Source organism: Thalassospira sp. A3_1, from assembly GCF_017744215.1.
Classification (GTDB): domain Bacteria; phylum Pseudomonadota; class Alphaproteobacteria; order Rhodospirillales; family Thalassospiraceae; genus Thalassospira; species Thalassospira lucentensis_A.
Map to the genome: position 1 here is coordinate 569,635 of NZ_JAGHQQ010000002.1, position 17,208 is coordinate 586,842.

Consider the following 17,208-nt stretch of genomic DNA (forward strand, 5'->3'; position numbering starts at 1 on the left):
TTCGTATCGGGCTCCTAACATAGCCCAATATTGACATGCAGTAATTCTACTGCATATAGTTTCCCATGCAGGATGATCAGACAGACCTCATATTCAAGGCGCTTGCCCACCCGGAGAGACGCCGTATTCTGACTTCCCTGCGTCAACGCCCGGGCCAATCCCTGTTTGAAATCTGCGCTGCCTCTATGACCGAAACCGGTCATGGACTGTCCCGGCAAACCATTTCCCAGCATCTCGACGCGCTTGAACGTGCTGGATTGCTTGAAATCTTGTGGAAGGGGCGGACCAAGACCCACGCGGTACGTCTGGCCCCGTTGCAGGCGGTAACTGCGATTACCAAAAAAATCTGTGATGAGGAAGGAGCCTGAAATGCGTATCTGGATCACCAGCATCTTTGTCGATGATCAGGCAAAGGCCCTTGAGTTTTATACACAAAAACTGGGGTTCGTGCTGAAAATAGATGTTCCTGCCGGCGAAGCCCGCTGGCTGACACTTGTTTCCAAAGAACAACCAGCCGGCACCGAACTTCTGCTTGAGCCTGACGGTCATCCGGCCGTCAAACCTTTCAAAAGGGGATTGGTTGCCGATGGTATCCCGGCAACATCGTTTCAGGTCGATGACCTTGATGCCGAATATGACAGACTTGCATCCTGCGGGGTAACTTTCACGATCGACCCGATGGATGCAGGGCCGGTCCGCATCGCCGTATTTGACGATACCTGTGGCAACCTTATCCAGTTGATCGAAATGAAAAAAGCCGCCTAATTCAGGGCTGCCCGAAAACAATGACCGGCCTCGTTTCCGAAGCCGGTCATGCAAATCTTCTTGCCGTTCAATCAGGCCTAGCCAAAGAACCAGCTTTTCGGATTATCAATCGGGCTGCCGTTAAGGGCGCGCAAAACGCCAATCACGTTGCGTCCGATAAACCACGCGGTGGTATAAAGCGCCATCAGGCCGACAATCGCCCAGCCCAGAAGCGGCACCCATCCGATCACGAAGGTGAAAAAGCCCAGAATGATCGCATAAAGGATGCTGATCCAGAATGTGCGGATGATGAATGTGTAATGGCTGTTGGTCCAGTGATCATCATCCTCGCGCGCGACATAGGCAATAATCAGCGCGATCAAACCGGTGGCAAAGGCGGTAAACAGGGTCGCGATCATCAGGCCGTAGCAGACGACAGCCGTATTGCCGCCGCGCGTATCTGCATATTGCGGGGCATTGTCAAACGATGCGTCCTGACCTGTCATCCGGTCACTCATGGGCGTTGTTCCTGTGTTGTGTGTCGTGCAGGTTTACTTGCGCGATCATTCTTCTGCATATAGCGACAAAGTTGCAATTCGCAAAGGCCCTTACCCGGTTGACCGTGCTGATCCTATGGCCGCAATCCATCGGTAATCAACCGCAGGCCAAGCGCGCCAAGCACCAACCCCGCAAAGCGGTCAATCCATGTTTTCCCGCCAAGATAGGCACGTTTGGCATGCCGCCCGGAAAACACAATGGCGACAATGGCATACCATCCGGCCTCGATCATGAAAATCAGCGGCGGCAGGATCATCAACATCCAAAGCGGCGGATTGGCAGGCAAAAGGCTTGCAAAAATACTGGCATAGACAATTGCGGTTTTCGGATTGCTGATCTGGGTCAGCATCGCCAGCCCGAATGATTTCCTGAATGATTTATGTGCCGGTCGCGGGGGTATTTCCTGTGGTCCGGCATTCATCGCCGCCGTATCCATGATCAGGGGTTCTGACGCATGGCGCCATATCTTGATGCCCAGAAACACCAGATACGACCCGCCGGCAATTTTAAAAAGCAGATAAAGCCAGCTTACCTGCGATAAAAGCGCCGTCAGGCCAAGCACAGCAAGGCTGGCAAATAATGCCCCGCCAACCCCCATACCAAGGCTTGCCGCCAGTCCATCACGGCGCGATGACGTCACCGCAATCCGGCTGACCATCACAAAGCTTGGTCCCGGACTGACTGCCCCGATCAAAAGGGCGCTTAGGATTCCAAACAGAACAAGACCGTCATGCATGGCAACCTCTTTTGCTTTGGAAGGGGAAGGACCGCCAGATTGCCAATAATGATATCACAGTCCGGTGAAAACGGAATTTTTCTCGGCTTTTGCCTCGACTCTTGTGAATTCCGCCTTACATTTGGCGCCATATTACCAAATGACCAAGAATAAGGAATTCCGCATGTCGGACTATGATTTTGACCTGTTTGTCATCGGTGCCGGATCGGGCGGCGTGCGGGCCGCGCGCGTTGCATCTGGCTATGGCGCAAAGGTCGCGATTGCCGAGGAAAGCCGCGTTGGCGGCACCTGTGTCATTCGTGGCTGTGTGCCCAAAAAACTTCTGGTTTACGGCGCACATTTTGCCGAGGATTTCGAAGACGCGGCAGCCTATGGCTGGACCCTTCCGGGGGAGCCCAGCTTTAGCTGGAAAAAGCTGATCGCCAACAAGGATGCGGAAATCGACCGCCTGAATGGTATCTATCACAAGCTTCTGGCCGGTTCGAACGTCAAGCTGTTCGAACACCGTGCAACCTTCAAGGACGCCCATACCGTTCTCGTGGGGGGCGAGGAAGTCACTGCCGAACGCATCCTGATCGCGGTTGGCGGTCATCCGACGCTGCCCGACATTCCGGGCATCGAACACGCGATTTCCTCGAACGAGGCCTTTCACCTCGAAGACCTGCCAAAACGCATTGTCGTCGTTGGCGGCGGTTACATCGCGGTTGAGTTTGCCGGGATTTTTGCCGGGCTCGGATCGCGCGTCACACAGCTTTATCGCGGTGATCAGATTCTGCGCGGTTTTGATCACGATATCCGCAGCCATCTGGCCGGGGAAATCGTCAAAAAGGGTGTCGATCTGCGCTTCAACACCAATGTCACCGCGATTGAAAAGCAGTCCGATGGCAGCCTGAAACTGACGCTGACGGGCGGGGGCGACATGGAAGTCGACGCCGTGATGTTCGCCACCGGTCGCGCGCCCAATACCAAGGGCCTCGGGCTTGAGGCTGTCGGGATCGAAACCAACGATAACGGCGCGGTCAAAATCAACAGGGGCCTGCAAACCAGCGTTCCGAACGTCTATGCGGTTGGTGACGTGACCGACCATGTGCAACTGACCCCGGTCGCGATCAAGGAAGGCATGGCCTTTGCCGATACCGTCTTTGGCGGCAAGCCGTGGTCGATGTCCTATGCCGCGATCCCGACCGCCGTTTTCAGCCAGCCCCCGGTCGGCACTGTTGGTCTGAGCGAGGAAGAAGCCCGCGCAAAGGGCGGACCGGTTGAAATCTACAAATCAACCTTCAAACCGATGCGCCATACCCTTTCGGGCCGGGATGAAAAAACGCTGATGAAACTCGTCGTCGATAAAACCACCGACGTCGTCCTTGGTGCCCACATGGTCGGCCCCGACGCCGCCGAAATCATCCAGGGCATCGGCATCGCGGTGCGCCTTGGCGCAACCAAGGCCCAGTTCGACCAGACCGTCGCGGTGCATCCGTCGGCAGCGGAAGAATTCGTCACCATGCGGTTCCCGGTCGCGGATTAAACATAGAGCATAACTACCTGCACCCTGTCAGACGCAATCATGAAGGCAGTGTCATTTTGGCGCTGCCTTTTGTTTTGTTTGGACTTCTCACAAGAAATTCCGGGTTCCGTCTTCATTAGGCGTGTCGCAGGCAAGTTTAACAAAAATGTTGGCTTGTCGTTGTGCCGCTTACAACTCTATGAGGATTGTAATGATCTCTAAATTCGGAATGAAGAAGGCCTTCGTCGCAGTTTGGATGTTGCTGGCAGCAATAGCCACTGTTTCTCAGCCAGCATTTGCCTACTACGGCCCGAATGACTTTGCAGGGATTAATTGCAGCAATGCAATTGATCCCGACGAGGTGCGTTTCAGTCAGGACAGTATCTCGCGGAACTTCTCAGACGGCCAGACAGTTCAAAGTCTGATTGATGGTCTCAACAACGGCACCGTAACAGCAGCAGATGTTCCACCAATTCGTTTGGTGAAGGTTGATCCGTCACAGGCTGTTCGCAATGGTGGTCATGTCGTTGCCGCGGGCGTTTATACGCTTGATAATCGTCGACTGTATGCCTTCAAACAGGCTGGGGTGAATATCCGCTGCACCAAAGTAGATCCAATTCCTAATGATCAGCGGTTCAAATTCACGACGGATAATGATGGTACGGCAATTGTCGTCCGCTAATGCTATCCTGCGCAGGAGTAATTGCACTCTTGCGCAGGTTTCAGTTTACCTAAAATCAGGAGAAGAAATTGTCTGATGATGAACTAATTGATCTAGCTCATAGGGTGCGAACCAAAAAAGATTTTTTGAGCTTTATGTTGGAGCTGCAAAAAAACTATGGCGTCCAGGACGGCACTTGGGAAAACGATAACCTACGTGCTTATCTGGAAGGCTTCCATGGATATGCTGTTGATACCGTCGATATAACGATTCTGTCTAATGAAGGTCATGAGTTGCTAAGTTGGCAGCGGCTTGCCGAGATGATGCTGGCGGCTCGGGTATACGAGTAACCTGTTAACTAAAACGCCAGCGGCGCATTGTCCACGACCTCTTTCATCACAAAAAACGTCCGCGTTTGCCGGACACCGGGAAGCGCGATCAGCTGATCGCCATGCAGGTGATTGAAGTCCGCCATGTCGCGGACCCGGATTTTCAGGAAGTAATCGAAATCCCCTGCCACCAGATGGCAATCAAGGATGAAGGGCAGCTTCCGGCACGCGGTTTCGAACGCGGCGAAGCTGTCTGGCGTTGATCGGTCCAGCACCACGCCAACCATCACCAGTGCGGCACGATCCACCTTGTCCGGGGCGATCTGGGCGCGGATGGAGGTGATGTATCCTTCCTCGAACAGGCGTTGCATCCGGCGGTGGCAGGTGGCCGGGCTGACATTGACCCGTTTGGCGATATCGGCATTGCCCATTCGCCCGTCAGTTTGCAGCAGGCGCAGAATCTTTTGATCAATGCGATCTATCGGGGCGGCATTCGCGGGGCTGGCAGGCTGCGTCATGAAAGAACCTTCCGGAATTCTGTAAATTTTCGAAATTCTAGGCACATTTTTTCATATGATGAAAGCTTCGCGTGAAAAATTGGCACGAAGTTCGAGCGCACCTTTCACGCGCTTGGCGCTAGCATTTCCCCTTCATGAGGTTCGTTTCCCATGTCGTTCTGCAAATCAGGGAGTGCGCGATGCGCCTGGATAAATTTGAAAAATACAAACTGACCTTTGGCCCGACCCCGATCGAGGCACTGCCGCGTCTTTCCGCCCATCTTGGTGGTGATGTCGAACTTTATGCCAAGCGCGAGGATTGCAATTCCGGGCTGGCCTTTGGCGGCAATAAAGTCCGCAAGATGGAATATATCATTCCCGATGCGATCAAATCCAGGGCCGATACCCTTGTCACCATCGGCGGTGTGCAATCCAACCACACAAGGCAGGTCGCGGCCATCGCCGCCAAGATCGGCATGAAATGCCGTCTGGTGCAGGAAAGCTGGGTGCCGTTCAATGATGCGGTTTATGACCGGGTCGGCAACATCCTGATGAGCCGCGTCATGGGGGCGGAGATCGAACTGGTCGATGAGGGTTTTGATATCGGTATCCGCGAAAGCTGGGAAGCCGCCCTTGAGGATGTGAAGGCCAAGGGTGGGGTGCCTTACCCGATCCCGGCCGGGGCATCGGTGCATAAATATGGCGGGCTTGGTTTCGTCGGCTTTGCCGAGGAAGTCCGCGCCCAGGAAGCCGAGCTTGGCTTTAAATTCGATTATGTCGTGGTCTGCACCGTGACCGGTTCCACCCATGCTGGCATGGCGGTCGGTTTTGCCGCCGATGGTCGGGCGGACAAGGTGGTCGGCATTGATGCATCCGGTACGCCTGAACAGACCCGCGCACAGGTTCTGGCGATTGCCCAGAAAACCGCTGATCTGGTTGAACTTGAAGGCGGTATTTCGGATCGCGACCTTACCCTGATCGAAGATTACGCCTATCCGGCTTATGGCGTACCGTCCGATGAAACCAACGAGGCGATCCGCCTGTGTGGCCGTCTCGAAGGCATGATGACCGACCCGGTTTACGAAGGCAAATCGATGCAGGGCATGATCGATCTGGTCAAAAAGGGCTATTTCCCCAAGGGGTCGAAAGTCCTTTATGCCCATCTTGGCGGTGTGCCTGCGATCAATGCCTATAGCTATCTGTATCGCAACGGCTGATTGCTCCTGCGCAAAGCCTGCACCCTCACCACGCCGTCATTCCCGTTCTGGCGGGAATTTGGTCTCCCACAGCTCTCCCTAGAGGACGGGGTGGTGCAAACGCAAAGGGGAAGCCGTTATGGCTTCCCCTTTGTCGTTTCTGTTTCCAGCGGCTTTGGCGAACTTACCGTCCGGTAATCCCCGGGAAGATGATCAGAAGGGCCACGGCCAGCACCTGCAGGCAGATGAACGGCACCAGCGCCTTGAAGATCGTGCCAAGCGTTATATCCGGTGGTGCCACCGATTTCAGATAGAACGCGGCGGGCCCGAATGGCGGGGAAAGGAAGCTGACCTGCATGTTCATCGCAAACAGAACCCCGAACCACACCGGGTCATAGCCAAGCTGTTTGATGATCGGCACAAAGATCGGCATGGTCAGAAGCGCGATCCCGACCCAGTCCAGGAACATGCCGAGCACAAACAGGATCAGCATCATGAACAGGATGATGATCGTCGGATCATCGGAAATGCCGGTGATCAGGGCCGATACAAACTTGATACCGCCCATGAGGTTGAACACCCCGACCAGCGCCGATGCGCCAATCCCGATCCAGACGATCATGCCGCAGGTCGACAGCGTCTGAAGCGAAGCGGCTTTCAGCATCGACAGCGAAAATTCGCGCCGAACGATGGTCGATGCAACCACACCGGCAACGCCAACGGCGGAGGCTTCGGTGACCGATGCAATCCCACCATAGATCGAACCCAGAACGCAGATCACGACAAGGATCGGCAGGAACAGGCCCTTGAGAAGGCGGATTTTTTCCTCGGTCGGGATTTTTTCGGTGCGCGGCGGCGGGGCGATATTATCCCCCGTATAGCTTCGGAACAGCACATAGGCGACATAGAAACCCGCCAGCATGAAGCCCGGAATGAAGGATGCGGTAAACAGATCGCCAATCGATACGTTTGCCGTCAGGCCATAGATGATCAGAACGATCGACGGCGGCACCATCGTACCCAGCGACCCGCCGGCACAAACCACACCGATGGCAAGGTTTTTGTCATATCCCTGACGGAGCATCTGCGGCAGGGCCAGCAGGCCCAGCAGCACGATCTCGCCGCCGATGATGCCACTCATGGCGGCCAGAATGACGGCGACAAAAATCGTCTGGACCGCGACCCCGCCCTTAAGCCGCCCGCCAAACAGGCGCATGGCTTCGAACAGGTCCCTGGCGATGCCGGATCGATCAAGGATCGCCGCCATCATCACGAACATCGGGACCGAGACAAAGACAAAGGATGAAACAAACGAATAGACCCGGCTGGTGATCAGCGGCACCGCCATCGGCCCGAACCAGCCAAGGGTGAATATCAGGGCAATCAACAGTGTTACAAATGCCAGCGGCATGCCGGTTATCAAAAAACCAAGCAGCAGCACGAACATCGCAAGCGTGCCATATTCAATGCCAAGGGACTGCAAATCAAACATCGGGATTTATCCTGTTACGCCGGATATAATTGTTTCCATGCCGTGCATGAGCGGACCCGTTCATCGGTGATGCTGCCGGGCAGAATGACGGGGCCAAATTCACACGTAATATGATGTGGCTTTTAAGGTGTTCCGGGATGTTTCGCAGGTCAGTCATGGCCTGTTCCCGTACCGGAATTTGCACCTGCATAATCAGGTTTTGCGCGCATATAATTGATCGTCAGAATGACAAACTGGATCGTCAGGGCGATCAGAACGAACAGCATGAAAATCTTGAGCAAACCCGGATAGGGCGCATTGAACGCGCTGCCGGTGGTTTCCAGATGGATATCCCCGCCCGGTTTGAATGCCGCGCGTTTGACCATCAACCATGCCGCCCAGGCAAAGAAACCCGACGAGATCGCGCAAACGATTGAAATGCCGATATCAAGTGCGCGCCGGAACCGCGGACCGGCGATGTCATAGATGATGACAACCCGGATATGCTTGTTGCGCGATGCGCAGTAAAGCCCGCCAAACACAAAGCCGACGGCTGATAAAAACGTCGTGGTTTCATGGGCCCAAAGGGTCGGGCTGTTGAAGACATGACGCATGAAAATTTCGAAAATCAGGATGCCCATCGCCAACAGGAAACCGAGCGCGAAGATCGAACTGATTTTGTCGACAGCCCGGCCAAACAGGCCGGAAACAGTCGGGACCGGCTCGGGGGTGCCATCGGGCTCTATCGCCAGATCCGGGGTGGGCGGGATGTCGCTATGTGCCGGTTTTTCCGGTGTCGGGGCCATTTTCGCAATCCTTGCAGGGACAGGGAATACAATCCGGCAACGGGGAGGACCGCATCGCCCCATATCGTCTCTTATATCGGGCTTGGCCGGATTGTATCAGCTTGTCACCGGCGGGCCCGAAAGGCCGGGCACCGCCGGTGACAGGGTTTATTTTGCCGTGATCCTATGACCGTGCGGTCACAATCAGATCATGCCTTGCGCGGTCAGATACTTGATCAGTGTATCATAAACCTTCTGGGCATTTTCCGAACGACCGGCGACTTTTTCCCACTGGCTGGTGGCGATTTTACGGAATTTGTTGCGCTCCTCGGCCGACCAGTTGTGGATGGTCACACCGCCCTCGGCACGTGCCTTGGCAACGGCTTCCATGTCTTTCATCGCAAGCTGTGCGTCCATGTCGCGCGCCATATCGCGGACCGAAACCTCAAGGATGGTCTGAAGGTCTTCGGGCATGGAATCCCATTTCGCCTTGTTGACCGAAACTTCAAGCATCGGCATGGAATGGAAGCCCGGATAGACCGGATGTTTGGCAACGTCATGCAGGCCCATTGCCTGGTTGGTCGAGAACACGGTCGCATCCGCAGCATCAATCACTTTTTTATCAAGGGATGTGAAAACCTCGGACTGCGGAATGTTCACCGGCGACGCACCGGCTGCGGCAAAGACTTCCTGCACCATGCCTTCGGGGGCGCGCATTTTAAGGCCTTTAAGGTCGGCAACACCGTCAAGTGGCTTGGACGAAACAAATGCTTCCAGGCCTGGGGTTACAGCCCCGATGAAATGCAGGCCATAGGGTTCAAGCATTTCATTCATCAGTTCCTTGCCGCCGCCATATTCGACGAAACGCAGCATTTCGGACGGTGCCGACCATGCGCCAACCGGGTTGGCGATCAGGCCGAATGCCGGGTCCTTGCCGGTGAAATAGCTGGTGTCGGTGATGTGGCCATCGATGATGCCTGCGGCAATCGCGTCCTGGGTTTCGGCATGTTCGACGACTGAGTTGACCGGAAGCATTTCAACAGCAATACGTCCGCCCGACATTTTGCCAACGCGTGCGGCCCATTCCTGTTCGATGACGAAGTTCGGCACACCGGCCGCATCGCTTGACTGGACTTTAAGGGTGAATTCCTGTGCATTTGCGGCCAGCGGCGATGCCATCATCAGGCTGGCGGCAAGTGCGGTTCCGGCGAGTGTCTTGAACGATAGGGTCATTTGTCTTCTCCCTGGGTTACCGGTTTTCCGGCGGTCTTATGCGTTTTGGTGGATGGACTGTCGATTTCGCCTGCTGCAAGACGCGCAGCAATGGCCGAAACCACGGCTTCAATCGGGGCATCGATGGAAACAGTCACGCTGATCTCGTCCGGCCCCAGCGGTTCGAGATCGGCCAACTGACTGTCAAGCAATCCGGGCGGCATGAAATGGCCGACCCGGCGATCCAGCCGGGACCGGATCACTTCGCGCGAACCGTCCAGAAAAACGAATGTTGCAGGTTCCATATGGTCCCGCAGAAAATCGCGATAACGCCGTTTCAGTGCCGAGCAGGCGATAAAGATTTTCGGCGTGACGGAACCGGTATCAATTCCAAGTGCGGCCTGTTTGGCCGCCGCACTGAGCGACGCCAGCCAAGGCCAGCGCATCTCGTCATTTAGCGGCATGCCGTTGCGCATGTTTTCGACATTTTGCGGAGGATGATAATCGTCGGCGTCAAGCCACACACCATTGCAGGCGTTGGCAAGGCGTTGCGCGACCTCGGTTTTGCCCGATCCGCTGACACCCATCACGATGAGAAATTCGGCTTTGATGGCTGTTCCTCCCGCCACTTCATTTTCGACTTTTCTTTATGCGGGTCTTGCCCGTCATTGTTTGTTAGCGCTAACATAATGATAGCGCTAACATCGAGTCAACAGATATTGTGAAACCTGCGGATCGCGGATATGAGGAAGAAGGTATGAGAAGGGAAACATGAGAAAACGCAGAGGGGCCGGACGGCCGACCATCGCTGATGTAGCCGACAGGGCCGGTGTCAGCACGATCACCGTTTCACGGGCCTTGCGTGATCCGGCCAAGGTTTCCGAAGCATTGCGTGAACGCATTGATGCCGCGGTTCGCAAGCTTGATTACGTTCCCCATTCCCATGCCAGTGCGCTGGCATCCTCGCGTTCCAACATTGTTGGCGTGATCGTGCCGTCGCTGACCAACAACGTGTTTGCCGATACCCTGCGTGCGATTTATGACGAGCTCGAACAGGGACCGCTTCAGGTACAGCTTGGCAATTCGCGCTATGTCGCCGCCGAGGAAGAACGCCTGATCCGTATATTCCTGAGCCAGCGTCCGGCTGCCCTGATCGTTGCCGGTGGCGATCAAACCAAAGCAGCGCGCGCCTTGCTTGAAAAGGCAGATTGCCCGGTGGTCCAGATCATGGAAGTCGATCCGGACCCCATTGATATGATGGTTGGCTTTTCGCATTTCGAAGGCGGGCGGGCGGCTGGCCTTCACCTGTTGCAGCGCGGCTATCGCAGGATCGGTTTCATCGGCGCACGGATGGATCCGCGGTCACGTCGCCGTATGGAAGGTTTTGCCGAAGCATTGCGATCATCGGATCGGTATGACCCGGAACTTTTCATGACAACAACCCGGTCATCAAGCACGTCGCTGGGTGCGGAGTTGATCGGGGCGTTACGCGAAAAAAGGCCCGATATAGAAGCGGTTTTCTGCAACAACGATGACATGGCGCTGGGTGTTCTGTTCGGCTGCCAGCATGCCGGGCTGCGCGTGCCCGAAGACCTCGGCATCATCGGTTTCAACGATCTTGAAATGATGGCGGCGGCCTGTCCGTCACTGACCAGCATCCGGACAAACCGCTACGGGATCGGCAAAACGGCAGTTGATATGATCAGCGCAAGACTGGACGGGGAAGGACCGGAAAACCGCGTTGTCGATCTTGGTTTCCAGTTGCAGGAACGTCAAAGCACCGCAAGGCGGGCCTGATATCCTGTTCTGACCGCGCCAGTTGCTAATCCCGATGGATCGGGAAACGCCCGGCAAGCTCGGCCACGAGTTCCTTTGGTCCCGAAATCCTCATACATGTGCCTTCGGCATCGAACTGTCGGTCCAGAACGGTGATGCCATCCTGTGCGCAGGCCTGCTCCAGCGTTCCGGCATCGGAAAAACCGGCAAACAGGTCGGCTTCACCCTGCGGGACATAATCGATGACGTCGGCAACACTGCAAACCGCATTGGCAGCACCGCTATAAGCCCGCACCAACCCGCCGGTACCAAGTTTTACACCGCCAAAATAACGGGTGACGATCACCGCGACATTAATCAGGTCGCGCCCCTGAAGAACCTTGAGGCACGGAACACCGGATGTGCCCGATGGCTCCCCGTCATCCTTGCCATGCTCGATCAACTGGTTTTCGTCATTCAGATACCGATAGGCCGTGACATGGTGATTGGCCTTGGGGTGGGCGACGCGCAGTTCGGCAAGCCTTGTCGCGAGATGGTCATAAGGGACCAGTTCGGCCAGAAAGCGCGATTTCTTTTCTTCGGTTTCGGCAAATGCGGGGCGGGTGACGGTTTTCATCACGACTGGATAGCAAAGGCAGGCGCATTGCACCAGCGCGGCATAGTGTTACGGGTGAGACAGCGCGAATTTGCCGATCAATATCGCCCCGAAAATAATCAGCATGACCAGAACCACCTTGCGAAAGGTTTCGGCATCCATTCGGTTGCGCACTACACTGCCAAGTTTGGTGCCCGCGTAAACCGGAACCAGCCCGGCCAAGGATATCCAGACGGTTTCAAGCGTCATCAACCCCATCCGTGTCAGGCCAAATGCCATCACGATGCTTGAAAGGCTAAACGAGATATTGATGGCTTGGATAAAGCGTTTGGGATCAAGCCGCAATGACAGCAAAAAGGGCAGGACGGGCATGACCTGGGAACCGGTAATGCCATTCACCAGTCCCGTGGCAAAACCGGAAACCGGCGCCAGATAGCGCGCGACTTTATCTGATAAAGGTTTGCCATGACGAAACAGCGTGATGGCCCCGTAATTCATTAAAACCAGCCCGAGCACCGCACCGGCCAGTACGCTGTCAACCATGCCAAGCACGGCAAGACCAATCAAAAGCCCCGGAATGGTTGCCGCAAACATCGGCCAGAACCGGTTGACGGTTTCGCGGAAATGTCCGGCCTGAGCCATGATGATCGAATTGCTGACAAGCGACGGAATGATCACAAGCGGCATCCCGGCCTTGAGCCCAAGTCCAAGGGCCAGGATCGGCAGTGCGGATGTCGAAAACCCCAGGCCGGTTGCGCCCTTTACAAAGGCGGCCACAAAATAGGCGCAGGCAATAATCGCGATTGTTTCAATGGACATGGGGCTTCCGCAATGAGGTGTGGCGGGCGCAGTGTGCCGCGATATGGGGGATCGCGCAATTGAATGCTGATGACTATTTGTTCTTACAGTATTGGGCGTGCCTGCTGTGTCGTTTGACGGGATGTCCGGATTCGAAGGATTTCCATCGTCCTTGCGGGAACGGGCTACTCCTCAAATCCATCTGCAATTGGTAATTTGGGGTGGAACTTTGCGTGTTATTTGCGGCGATTGGCAAAAATTTGCGGGTTTTTCTTTGCGAATTGCACGGAAGGGGTGGAAATGCGGTTGCAAAACCCGTATCAAGTTTGGCCCGGTTGACAGCGCCGGTTGAATGGGCGGAAATCCGCTGTGACGCTGATTATATGGTATAGTAACGGCATGATGAACATGCCGGATTGAGAGGAAGCAAATGAGCAAGAGCTGGAGCATTGATAGCTGGCGCAACCTGCCTGTGAAGCAGATGCCGACTTATCCGGATGCACAGGCCCTCAAGGCCGTAGAGCAAGAGCTCGGCAGCTATCCTCCTTTGGTATTTGCTGGCGAAGCGCGCGCGTTGAAAGAAAAGCTTGGCGAAGTTGCCGAAGGCAACGCATTCCTGCTGCAGGGCGGGGACTGTGCCGAAAGCTTTAAGGAATTTCATCCGAACAACATCCGCGATACCTTTAAGGTCATGTTGCAGATGGCGGTTGTTCTGACCTATGGCGCGGCATGCCCGGTGGTCAAGGTTGGCCGTATGGCCGGGCAGTTTGCCAAGCCGCGTTCGTCGGATACGGAAACCATCGATGGTGTCGAACTGCCAAGCTATCGCGGTGACAATATCAACGGCATCGAGTTTACGTCCGAAGCCCGTGTTCCGGACCCGCAGCGTCAGATTCGCGCCTATAACCAGTCGGCATCGACGCTGAACCTGCTGCGTGCTTTCGCGCAGGGTGGTTTTGCCGATCTGAGCAAAATCCATCGCTGGAACCTGTCATTTGTCGATAACAGCCCCGCGGGGGAACGATATCGCAAGATGACGACCCAGATTGATGAGGCCGTTGCCTTCATGCAGGCCTGCGGCATTACCGCCGAAACCGCACCGCAGATGCGCGAGACGGATTTCTATACCTCACACGAGGCGCTTTTGCTGGGTTACGAGCAGGCCCTGACCCGTCAGGACAGCCTGACCGGCGACTGGTATGACTGTTCGGCGCATATGTTGTGGATTGGCGACCGTACCCGTCAGCTTGACGGGGCGCATGTTGAATTCATGCGCGGTGTGAACAACCCGATTGGCATGAAATGCGGACCGACCACCGAAGAAGACGATCTGATCCGTCTTATCGATGCGTTGAACCCGAAAAACGAAGCCGGTCGTTTGACCCTGATCGCGCGTATGGGCGCAGGCAAGGTCGAGGATCACCTGCCCCGTCTGGTGCAGCGGGTCAAGGCAGAGGGCCGCAAGGTTGTCTGGTCCTGCGATCCGATGCATGGCAACACGATCAAGGCGGCGAACGGGTATAAAACCCGTCCGTTCGATGCGATCCTGTCGGAAGTCAAATCGTTCTTTGACGTGCACAAGGCCGAAGGTACCCATGCCGGTGGCGTTCATTTTGAAATGACCGGCACGGATGTGACCGAATGCATTGGCGGCGCACGTGAAGTGACCGTCGATAGCCTCTCGGATCGTTACCACACCCATTGCGATCCGCGCCTGAATGGCGGACAGGCGCTTGAGCTTGCGTTCCTGATGGCCGAAATGATCAAAAAAGAACGTGACAGCGTTCGTGCAGAACAGCTTGCTGCGTCGGCATAATTGACCATCTGAATGTGTGAACTGATAAAGGCGTCCGGGCAACCGGGCGCCTTTATTTATAGGGGATGCGTCCTTTGAGGGTTGAATATAAGAGTTGTTCTATTTAAAGGGAGCGCATTCGGGGACTGTTTCGTTAATTCTGTCCCGATGTATGCATTTTGCCCCTACACTGATGCGGGCAACATCCTTAAGTATAGAGAATCGCGCGGCATTACTGTGCGCTGACAAGACATGATGTGAAACAATGAGGTCGCACAGAACATGGTGGATGAGGCGGATTTCGCCGAATGGCAGAAGAAAGTGGAGGGAACAAACATTTCCTCGACGACACTGCTTGCGACCGATTACCTGAACCATTTCAACGAAATCGTGATGCTTCTGGAAATGGTTCCGGACATGCCCGACATGCTTGAGGACTGCAAGGAATGGGCACCCAAAAGCTATCAGGACCATTTCCGCGACAGTGCGTTTTCCGACAAGGAACTGGCGATAGAGGCTTATGACCATGTGCCCGAACGGTTCCGCCGTCCGTTCGAGGAAACCATCGAACATATGAATGCCATCGTGTTTCGTGCCAACGAGCAGCTTGAAGTGCTGATTGCCGAGGGTAACGAGGGGCTTCTGCGTGAAACAGCAGGCACAGTGACGTTGTCATTGCAGCGTTTCATGGATGTCGCCAGCGGCATTATCCATGGGTCGGCCAAAACCATGAGCCAGGACGAAATCGACGCGGCGCTTGCCCTGTGATATGGGATGAAATGATGTTCCGGTCTGTTGTATCGATGTGGTTTGCCCTGCTTTGCGCATTCGGCAATTGACACCAAACCGGGCGCCTCCTATTCCAACATCATGACAAATATGCTTGCCATCGCAATTGCCCAGCTTAACCCCATTGTCGGCGACGTTGCCGGGAATGCCGAGAAAGTTGTGGCTGCCTGGGAAACTGCGGCTGATCAGGGCGCGGATATTGTCCTTTATTCCGAACTGGTTCTGTCGGGCTATCCGCCCGAGGATCTGGTGATGAAGCCTGCCTTCATGCGCCATCTGCGCCATGCGGTCGATGATATCTGCGAACGCACCAAGGCCCTCAAAAACGGCCCGGCCCTGTTGTTGACGACACCGTGGGATATTGACGGGGAACGCTTTAACGCGGTTCTTCTGATCGATCAGGGTAAGATCGAAACGGTTCGGGCGAAAAACGACCTGCCGAATTATGGCGTGTTTGATGAAAAGCGCGTCTTTAGCGCCGGACCGATGCCCGATGTCGTGTCCTTCCGCGGGGTGAAACTTGGTGTGCCGATCTGCGAGGATGTCTGGACGCCAAGGGTTATCGCCCATCTGAAAGATCGCGGGGCGGAAATTTTCCTGGTGCCGAACGGATCACCGTTCGAGGCCGACAAGGGTGATCTGCGTCGCAACCTGATTGCGGATCGGGTACGTGAATCCGGCGTTCCGATGATTTACTGCAACGAGGTTGGTGGCCAGGACGAACTGGTGTTTGACGGCGGTTCGTTTGGCCTTAACGGTGACGGTTCCTTGGCCGTGGCCCTGCCGGGCTTTGCCGAGGATGTCGTCAGCAGCACATGGTCGCGCGGTGAAGACGGCGCGTGGCGGTGCGATGCAAATGCACCAAAGGCCGATTATCCAAGCGGGCTTGATGCAATTTACCAGACACTGGTTCTGGGGCTTCGGGATTATGTGAACAAAAACCGGTTCCCCGGTGTCGTGATTGGCATGTCGGGCGGGATCGATAGCGCGCTTTCGGCGGCCATTGCTGTTGATGCGCTGGGGGCGGATAGGGTGCGGCTGGTGATGATGCCGTCGCCCTATACGTCCAAGGAAAGCCTTGAGGATGCCGAACAATGTGCCGGGATGCTGAAAACCGGGATTGAAAGCATCAATATCGGGCCTGCCATGGGTGCATTCGAACAGATGCTTGGCCCGGCATTCGAAGGCCGTGACCCGGACATTACCGAAGAAAACATTCAGGCCCGTTCACGCGGAATCATCCTGATGGGGCTTTCAAACAAGTTCGGCCACATGGTTCTGACGACGGGTAACAAGTCGGAAATGTCGGTCGGCTACGCCACGCTGTATGGTGACATGTGTGGTGGCTATTCGGTTTTGAAAGACCTTTACAAGACAACGGTGTTTGCGCTTTGCCATTGGCGCAATGCCCATCATCCGGCGGGCGCGCTTGGCCCGGATGGTATGGTGATCCCGGAACGGATCATTACCAAGCCGCCATCGGCCGAACTGCGCCCGGATCAGAAAGACGAAGATAGCCTGCCGCCTTATGACGTTCTTGATGATATCCTTCATCAGATGATTGAAGGCGAACGGTCTGTTTCCGAGATTGTCGAAAGCGGCCATGACGAGGCCACGGTGCGCCGGGTCTGGCGGTTGCTGGACCGGGCGGAATATAAACGCCGACAAGCACCACCCGGGGTCAAGATCACCCCGCGTGCCTTTGGCCGCGACCGCCGCTATCCGATTACCAACGGTTTCACGAATTTAGTGACCTGAAAAA

Annotated in this window: 19 protein-coding genes; 10 read left to right on the plus strand and 9 right to left on the minus strand. The window is 55.5% G+C overall.

The window, feature by feature from the left end:
• Positions 1-65 precede the first annotated feature (65 nt).
• Positions 66-368, plus strand: coding sequence for a helix-turn-helix domain-containing protein (locus tag J7395_RS09635; RefSeq protein ID WP_209221325.1), 303 nt, complete (start codon positions 66-68; stop codon positions 366-368).
• 1 nt (position 369) lies between these two features.
• The gene (locus J7395_RS09640; protein WP_209221326.1) at positions 370-765 is read left to right on the plus strand and encodes a VOC family protein; all 396 of its coding nucleotides are present in this window, start codon (positions 370-372) and stop codon (positions 763-765) included.
• A 77-nt stretch (positions 766-842) separates the two neighbouring features.
• Here the strand turns inward: J7395_RS09640 and J7395_RS09645 are convergent, their stop codons facing one another.
• Complete coding sequence (locus J7395_RS09645) at positions 843-1,262, minus strand: hypothetical protein (RefSeq protein WP_062959846.1); 420 nt, start codon at positions 1,260-1,262, stop codon at positions 843-845.
• Positions 1,263-1,375: 113 nt separating this feature from the next.
• Complete coding sequence (locus J7395_RS09650; protein ID WP_209221327.1) at positions 1,376-2,038, minus strand: LysE family transporter; 663 nt, start codon at positions 2,036-2,038, stop codon at positions 1,376-1,378.
• A gap of 163 nt (positions 2,039-2,201) precedes the next feature.
• Between J7395_RS09650 and gor the strand changes: the two genes are divergently transcribed.
• From gor to J7395_RS09665, 3 genes are all read left to right on the plus strand, one after another.
• A complete protein-coding gene (gene gor / locus J7395_RS09655; RefSeq protein ID WP_209221328.1) occupies positions 2,202-3,563 on the plus strand; it encodes a glutathione-disulfide reductase in 1,362 nt (453 codons plus the stop codon).
• Between the two features lie 190 nt (positions 3,564-3,753).
• Entirely contained in the window at positions 3,754-4,224 is a 471-nt protein-coding gene (locus J7395_RS09660) for a hypothetical protein (RefSeq protein WP_209221329.1), read from the plus strand.
• 68 nt (positions 4,225-4,292) lie between these two features.
• Positions 4,293-4,553, plus strand: a complete 261-nt coding sequence (locus J7395_RS09665) for a hypothetical protein (protein WP_209221330.1) — start codon at positions 4,293-4,295, stop codon at positions 4,551-4,553.
• Between the two features lie 8 nt (positions 4,554-4,561).
• On the opposite strand, the gene J7395_RS09670 is transcribed toward J7395_RS09665, so the two are convergent.
• Entirely contained in the window at positions 4,562-5,050 is a 489-nt protein-coding gene (locus tag J7395_RS09670) for an Lrp/AsnC ligand binding domain-containing protein (protein ID WP_062952276.1), read from the minus strand.
• Between the two features lie 179 nt (positions 5,051-5,229).
• Here J7395_RS09670 and J7395_RS09675 point away from each other — a divergent pair, with 179 nt between their 5' ends.
• A complete protein-coding gene (locus J7395_RS09675) occupies positions 5,230-6,246 on the plus strand; it encodes a 1-aminocyclopropane-1-carboxylate deaminase (protein ID WP_209221331.1) in 1,017 nt (338 codons plus the stop codon).
• Between the two features lie 163 nt (positions 6,247-6,409).
• Here the strand turns inward: J7395_RS09675 and J7395_RS09680 are convergent, their stop codons facing one another.
• The 4 genes from J7395_RS09680 to J7395_RS09695 form a co-directional block, all read right to left on the minus strand.
• Entirely contained in the window at positions 6,410-7,717 is a 1,308-nt protein-coding gene (locus J7395_RS09680; RefSeq protein ID WP_114111600.1) for a TRAP transporter large permease subunit, read from the minus strand.
• Positions 7,718-7,866: 149 nt separating this feature from the next.
• Positions 7,867-8,502, minus strand: coding sequence for a TRAP transporter small permease subunit (locus J7395_RS09685; protein WP_082832751.1), 636 nt, complete (start codon positions 8,500-8,502; stop codon positions 7,867-7,869).
• 183 nt (positions 8,503-8,685) lie between these two features.
• Positions 8,686-9,714 carry a TRAP transporter substrate-binding protein gene (locus J7395_RS09690; RefSeq protein ID WP_062952963.1) on the minus strand — a complete coding sequence of 343 codons (1,029 nt, stop codon included), beginning with the start codon at positions 9,712-9,714 and terminating at the stop codon, positions 8,686-8,688.
• Positions 9,711-10,322 carry a gluconokinase gene (locus J7395_RS09695; protein ID WP_062952962.1) on the minus strand — a complete coding sequence of 204 codons (612 nt, stop codon included), beginning with the start codon at positions 10,320-10,322 and terminating at the stop codon, positions 9,711-9,713. The genes J7395_RS09690 and J7395_RS09695 overlap by 4 nt, the downstream gene beginning before the upstream one ends.
• A gap of 142 nt (positions 10,323-10,464) precedes the next feature.
• On the opposite strand from J7395_RS09695, the gene J7395_RS09700 reads away from it, so the two are divergent.
• A complete protein-coding gene (locus J7395_RS09700) occupies positions 10,465-11,490 on the plus strand; it encodes a LacI family DNA-binding transcriptional regulator (protein ID WP_209221332.1) in 1,026 nt (341 codons plus the stop codon).
• A 25-nt stretch (positions 11,491-11,515) separates the two neighbouring features.
• On the opposite strand, the gene J7395_RS09705 is transcribed toward J7395_RS09700, so the two are convergent.
• Both J7395_RS09705 and J7395_RS09710 read right to left on the minus strand, forming a co-directional pair.
• The gene (locus J7395_RS09705) at positions 11,516-12,085 is read right to left on the minus strand and encodes a YigZ family protein (protein ID WP_209221333.1); all 570 of its coding nucleotides are present in this window, start codon (positions 12,083-12,085) and stop codon (positions 11,516-11,518) included.
• A gap of 48 nt (positions 12,086-12,133) precedes the next feature.
• Positions 12,134-12,883: a sulfite exporter TauE/SafE family protein gene (locus J7395_RS09710; protein ID WP_209221334.1), complete on the minus strand. Its 750-nt coding sequence runs from the start codon at positions 12,881-12,883 to the stop codon at positions 12,134-12,136.
• A gap of 409 nt (positions 12,884-13,292) precedes the next feature.
• Between J7395_RS09710 and J7395_RS09715 the strand changes: the two genes are divergently transcribed.
• The 3 genes from J7395_RS09715 (at position 13,293) to J7395_RS09725 (ending at position 17,204) form a co-directional block, all read left to right on the plus strand.
• The gene (locus J7395_RS09715) at positions 13,293-14,678 is read left to right on the plus strand and encodes a 3-deoxy-7-phosphoheptulonate synthase class II (protein ID WP_062959853.1); all 1,386 of its coding nucleotides are present in this window, start codon (positions 13,293-13,295) and stop codon (positions 14,676-14,678) included.
• Positions 14,679-14,939: 261 nt separating this feature from the next.
• Positions 14,940-15,425 carry a hypothetical protein gene (locus J7395_RS09720; RefSeq protein WP_062959854.1) on the plus strand — a complete coding sequence of 162 codons (486 nt, stop codon included), beginning with the start codon at positions 14,940-14,942 and terminating at the stop codon, positions 15,423-15,425.
• 102 nt (positions 15,426-15,527) lie between these two features.
• Positions 15,528-17,204: an NAD+ synthase gene (locus J7395_RS09725; protein WP_209221335.1), complete on the plus strand. Its 1,677-nt coding sequence runs from the start codon at positions 15,528-15,530 to the stop codon at positions 17,202-17,204.
• Positions 17,205-17,208: the final 4 nt, after the last annotated feature.